Raw genomic sequence first — 5,527 nt, 5'->3', positions numbered from 1 at the left:
GCTGCAGCCGCGATCCCGTTCATCGCCGATTGCGGTGGTCATGGGTCCCTGCTCCCGTGCGCAATTGCGCACTAGGCAGGGACGACGACCGCAATGAACCGCGCGACTTGCCGTCACGCCTCCGCGACCGCATCGCCCCAGGGCTGGAACGGCTCGGTGACGCCGCTGTTGGTGGTGCCGTCGCGCAGCACGACGCTCGGGCAGGCGAACTTCATCGGCAGGGTCTGGATACGGGCCTCCTCGAAATCGAAGCGGCCGCGCAGCGCCTCGCGCACGCTCGCGGGCAGGCGCTTGTCGCCGATCACCACGGCGCCCTCGCTGGCGTCGATCCGGGGCTGGTGGATCGCGGCGTCGAGATCCATGCCGAAATCCATCACGAAAGAGAGCAGTTGCGACACCGCCGGCAGGATGCGGCGGCCGCCCGATGCGCCCGCGGCAAGCGTGCGGCCGTCGGCGGCCTGCGCCACCACAGGCGTGTAGTTGGTCAGGCAGCGCTTGCCGGGCGCGAGCGAGTTCGGATTGCCTTGCGTCGGATCGAACCACATGATGCCGTTGTTCATGGTCAGCCCGGTGTTCGGCGTCACGAATTTGGAGCCGAAGGTCGACAGCAGCGTCTGCGTCACCGCGGCCATGTTGCCGTCGCGGTCGACCGCGGAGAAATGCGTGGTGCAGCTTGGCGCGATCGCTTCGGCGCCGAGCGCGCGGCGGCCGTCGACGTCGCCCATGTCCTTCAGCCGTTCGCGATAGGCGGCTTGCAACGCCTCGGCATAGGCAGCGTAGGCCGCCGCATCCGGCCCGCCCTGCGCGGGCGCCAGCGCCTTTTGCAGCAGGCCGAGCGTGCGCGCCATGGTCGGACCCGCGGTCAGCTCCGGCGTCGCATAGACCGTGCCGCCGCGATAGGGAATTTTCAGCGGCTCGCGCAGATGGGCGCGGAAGGCGGCGAGGTCGCGTACCGACAGCGCGCCGCCGGCGGCCTGGATGTCATCGGCGATGCTGCGCGCCAGATCGCCCTCGTAGAAATCGCGCGGACCGGCTGCGGCGAGCTGCGCCATCGTGGCCTTCAGCTTGTCCTGTGGCATGCGGACCACCGACCTGATGCCCCATTGCGCGTTCGGCGGCAGGCCGTCCTGCAGATACGCCGCGGCGCTGGCGGGATAGCGCCGCAGATCGGCGGCGGAGCTTGCGATCATCGCGGTGGTCCACCAATCGACCAAAAGGCCCTCGCCGGCGAGCTTGACGCTCGGCGCCAGCAGGTCCTTCCACTCCATCCTGGCGTGGCGGCGATGCGCCTCCTCCATGCCGGCAACGACGCCGGGCACCGCGATCGAGCCGGGGCCGTGCAGGTTGCGGTCGTCCTTGACCCGCGCCCAGGGGAATAGGTCGGAGGCCGCGCCGCCGGTCAGCGGATAATCCTCGATACGCAGGCCGTCGGGCGCGCGCATGCCGTAGTCGATCACCTCGACGCGGTTCTCCTTGGCGCGATACAGCACCATCGCGCCGCCGCCGCCGGCGCCGCTCATCCACGGCTCCACGACGCCAAGCGCGAAGGTGGTCGCGATCACGGCGTCGACGCAATCGCCGCCCGCGGCCAATACCTCCGCGCCGACCTCGGCCGCCCGGCGCGACTGCGCGGCGACGATGCCGCCCTTGGCGCTGACGGCCGGCTTGCGGATCACTTGCGAGTTGGAGAACTGGTCGGACATGGCGTTGCTTTCGCTGTTCTTGTTGCGGGTGGGGCACGTTGGCGTAGCATGCCAAGCATGGCACTGTCAGTGCAACAACAAGAACCAATTTCAGGGAGCGGAAAATGACTGGTGTGAAGTGTGAACGGGACGGCAAGGTCGGCATCCTGACGCTCAACGATCCCGCGAGCCTGAACGCCATGACGCCGGAACTGCTCGGCGATCTCGCGCGCGCCGTCGGCGAGATGAGCCTCGATCCCGGCATCCGCGCGCTGGTTCTGACCGGGGAGGGACGCGGCTTCTGCTCCGGGCAGAACCTCAAGGCGTTCCAGTCGCTCGGCGACAATATCTACACCGGCGTGATGAGGCATTATTGGCCGGCGATGCAGGCCTTGCGCGAATGCCGCGTACCTGTCGTGGTCGCGGTCAACGGCGTCGCGGCCGGCGGCGGCTTCAGCCTCGCGATGTCCGGCGACATCATCCTGGCCGCGCGCTCGGCGAGCTTTATTCAGGTGTTCAGCCGGATCGGCCTGGTGCCCGATCTCGGCTCGACCTGGCTGTTGCCGCGCCTGATCGGCCGCCAGCGCGCGCTCGACCTGATGCTGCTGAACGAGCCGCTGCCGGCCGAGCGGGCCAAGGAGTGGGGGTTGGTGCGCGATGTGGTCGATGATGCAAGGCTGCTCGACGAGGCGAAGGCGCTCGCCGGTCGCCTTGCGGACGGACCGACGCGCGCGCTGGTCGCGACGCGGCAGCTGCTCGAGGAGAGCGACCACGCCAGCTACGCCGATCAGTTCCGCCGCGAGATCGAGCTGCAGCAGGTGATCCGCGAAAGCGCCGACGCGAAGGAAGGCCGCCAGGCCTTCGTCGAGAAACGCAAGGCTCAGTTCACGGGACGCTAGGCTTTGTCGCCGACCTGCTCTAGAGCATGATGAAATTGGATCAAGCCATAGCCGCATTGGGATTGCGTCCCCTCTCCCGCTTGCGGGGGAGGGTTAGGGTGGGGGCTCTCTCCGCGAGTCGCATCGTGGAGAGAGCCCCCACCCGCATCGCATCAGATGCGATGCGACCTAAGAGCGAGCTTCGCTCGTCTCGATCCCCGCAAGCGGGAGAGGTGCAGCGAGCGTGCCGCTGGACTGTTTCGACTTCACATCATCATGCTTTACCCGATCGCAATCGCGATCTTGCCGAAATGCGCGCCGCTCGCCATGTGGGCGAACGCGGCCTTGGCCTGGTCGAACGCGAACACCTTGTCGATGACGGGCTTGACGCCGTGCAGGCTGATGCCGTCGCACAGCGCCTGCAAATCCTCGATCGAGCCGACGGTGACGCCTTGCAGCCGCTGCTGCTGCATCACCATCAGCGGCAGCCGCGTATCGGACGAGGCGGGACCTGCGAGCACGCCGATGAAGGCGATGGTGCCGCCGATCCTGGTGGCGCGGATCGATTCGTTCAGCGTGCCGACGCCACCGACCTCGACGATAAGATCGACGCCGCGCCCGGTCAGCTCGCGCGCCTTCTTGCCCCAATCGGGCGTGGTCTTGTAGTTGAGCGTGACATCGGCGCCGAGCTGCTTCAGCCGCGCGATCTTGGCGTCGCTGGAGGAGGTCGCGATGACGCGGGCGCCGCACATCTTGGCGAATTGCAGCGCGAACAGCGAGACGCCGCCGGTGCCCTGGGTGAGCACCGTCTGCCCCGGCTTGAGGTCGCCGAGCTTGACCACCGCGCTCCACGCCGTGAGGCCGGCGCACGGCAGTGCCGCGGCCTCGATGTCGCTGAGATGATCCGGCGTGCGCACCAGCGCATGCGCGGGGAAGACCCGGTACTCGGTCAGCACACCGTCGACGCTGCCGCCGAGCGCCGCGCGCATCCGCGCCTCGCTCGGTTCGCCCCCGAGCCAGCTTTCGAAGAAGCTGCCGATCACGCGATCGCCGGGTGCGAAGCTCCTGACGCCGGCGCCGACCGCCTCGACCACGCCGGCGCCGTCGGAGACCGGCACCAGTGGAAATTTCTGGCGCGAGCCGTAGCCGCCCTTGACCGTGAGCAGGTCGCGATAATTCAGCGTCGCCGCCTTCAGCCGCACCAGGACTTCGCCGGGGCCGGCTTGCGGAACCGGCTTGTCGACCAGCGCCAGCGCGTCGACGCCGCCGGGGCCTTGCAACTCATAGCATTTCACGGAACGTCTCCTGCTCGGTGCTCTTGTGTTGGGCGGCGCTCGCGGCGCCGCCGCGCATGCTCCGAGCATATGTCAGGCCTGCCGCGCGTGGCCATAGCGCGCAGCGGGACCGATGGAATGGCGCCCATGTCCGAACGTGCTGGCGCTGCCCGAAAATACCGCCAATCTGTGCCTCAATGAAGTGACCGAGCGGAGGTGACCATGGCTGCCTTGCTTGAGACGAAGCGTGATCTGATCGCCACGCTCGCACGCGGCGCGGTCCGCGTGCTGCTTGCCGCTGCATGGATCGCTTGCGGTGGTGCGATGGCCGCAGCGGACGACAGCCTCTACCGCGCGCAGACCGTCGTCACCGGCCAGGGCGAGCCGAACCGCATCATTGGCTTCGGTGCATGTCTGGAGGACGTCCTGATCAAGGTATCCGGTCAGCCAATGCTGGCAGGCGACCGCCGGCTTGCCGCATACAAATCGAAAGCCAAGGAGTTCGTCAGCAGTTTCGACTATCACGATCAATATGCCGGCAAGCCGCATCATGACGAGCAGGGCACCCGCGACCGGCCCTACGACCTGACGGTGGATTTCGACGAGAGAAAGATCGACGGCATTCTCGCCAGGCTCGATCTCAAGCCCTGGCGGTCGCAGCGGCCGGTGCTCGGCGTCTTCGCCGAGATGCAGCACGGTCCGAAGGACTACATCGTCACATCCGACGGGACGCAATCCGATCTGCAACGCGACGCGCTTGCGGCTGCGGCCGGTAAGCGCGGCATGCGCTTCGTGCTGCCCGATGCAGCCGCGTTGACGAGTGCCAACCTCACCGCCGCCGAACTGTCGAAGACGCCGCCGGCGAAGCTGAGTTCGATCGTCGCGCCGCAGGGCGGCGAGGCCACCCTGCTCGGTCGGCTGGTCTGGAACGACAAGGACCTCGGCTGGGCCACGCAATGGCGGATGGCCTGGCACGGCAAGGATTACAAATGGCAGTTCCGCGGCGTCACCTTCGATGAAGCCTTCCGCCGCGGCATCGGCGGCGCCGCGCAGCTGCTGTCGGGCAATGGCGATCCGGGGCGATCGAAATAATGAGCTCGCGCGCGCAGCGGCTGGTTTGCGCTAGAGCCTTTTCCGTTCCGATTGAATCGGAACGGGGCTCTGGATTCTCGTTTTGACGCGTTTTCTTCACGCGAACCGGTATCCACTTCGCTCGAAAGCGCTCTAGCCGGCGTAGCCGAGCGTTTGCGACGGGTATTCCCCGAACATCGCGCGGTAATATTGCGAGAAGCGCCCGAGCTCGATGAAGCCCTGTTCGATCGCAACCTTGGAGACGGTGGTCTGGTCCGGGGTGCTTTCGCGCAGGATCGAACGGATCATGCAGAGGCGCTTGTAGCGCAGGAACGTCACCGGGCCGACCCCGAACACCTCGTGGAAGGCGCGGTGCAGGCTGCGTCGCGACAGCCGAAGCTCGGTGCAGATTTCCGAGACATGGACCGGGCGCGTGCCCGCGGCGTGCAGATAGTCCTCGACGTGGCGCACCAGTCGCATCGCCGACGGCAGATAGCTCGTTCCGTCGGGTGGCAGCGATGTGACGACCGTCGCGGTCACGCAGTCGATGATCGCGCGCTTCCAGAAGCTGGCCGACGTGTCCGACAAGGCGTCAGGATAGCGCGCGAGATGCGCGACGATC

Annotated in this window: 5 protein-coding genes; 2 read left to right on the top strand and 3 right to left on the bottom strand. The window is 67.3% G+C overall.

The genetic code is table 11. The features are described 5' to 3' along the window. Positions 1 to 113 precede the first annotated feature (113 nt). Positions 114 to 1,703: a gamma-glutamyltransferase gene (locus PMN64_RS41740; protein WP_411784980.1), complete on the bottom strand. Its 1,590-nt coding sequence runs from the start codon at positions 1,701 to 1,703 to the stop codon at positions 114 to 116. A gap of 104 nt (positions 1,704 to 1,807) precedes the next feature. Between PMN64_RS41740 and PMN64_RS41735 the strand changes: the two genes are divergently transcribed. Further along, positions 1,808 to 2,581, top strand: coding sequence for an enoyl-CoA hydratase-related protein (locus PMN64_RS41735; protein ID WP_411784979.1), 774 nt, complete (start codon positions 1,808 to 1,810; stop codon positions 2,579 to 2,581). Between the two features lie 260 nt (positions 2,582 to 2,841). Here the strand turns inward: PMN64_RS41735 and PMN64_RS41730 are convergent, their stop codons facing one another. Next, complete coding sequence (locus PMN64_RS41730) at positions 2,842 to 3,855, bottom strand: zinc-dependent alcohol dehydrogenase family protein (protein ID WP_411784978.1); 1,014 nt, start codon at positions 3,853 to 3,855, stop codon at positions 2,842 to 2,844. A 201-nt stretch (positions 3,856 to 4,056) separates the two neighbouring features. Between PMN64_RS41730 and PMN64_RS41725 the strand changes: the two genes are divergently transcribed. Next, positions 4,057 to 4,926 (top strand): DUF2066 domain-containing protein, encoded by an 870-nt coding sequence (locus tag PMN64_RS41725; RefSeq protein ID WP_411784977.1) that lies wholly within the window; start codon positions 4,057 to 4,059, stop codon positions 4,924 to 4,926. Between the two features lie 132 nt (positions 4,927 to 5,058). Here the strand turns inward: PMN64_RS41725 and PMN64_RS41720 are convergent. Continuing rightward, the coding region (locus PMN64_RS41720; protein WP_411784976.1) for a helix-turn-helix domain-containing protein at positions 5,059 to 5,527 on the bottom strand (469 nt) is incomplete at its 5' end.

This window comes from Bradyrhizobium sp. UFLA01-814 (assembly GCF_046718885.1).
In the GTDB taxonomy this organism is placed as follows: domain Bacteria; phylum Pseudomonadota; class Alphaproteobacteria; order Rhizobiales; family Xanthobacteraceae; genus Bradyrhizobium; species Bradyrhizobium elkanii.
This window is presented reverse-complemented; position numbering and strand designations above follow the sequence as displayed.

Coding starts and splice junctions, on each gene's coding strand:
- PMN64_RS41740 (WP_411784980.1), bottom strand. CDS start 1,703: ATGTCCGACCAGTTCTCCAACTCGCAAGTGATCCGCAAGCCGGCCGTC.
- PMN64_RS41735 (WP_411784979.1), top strand. CDS start 1,808: ATGACTGGTGTGAAGTGTGAACGGGACGGCAAGGTCGGCATCCTGACG.
- PMN64_RS41725 (WP_411784977.1), top strand. CDS start 4,057: ATGGCTGCCTTGCTTGAGACGAAGCGTGATCTGATCGCCACGCTCGCA.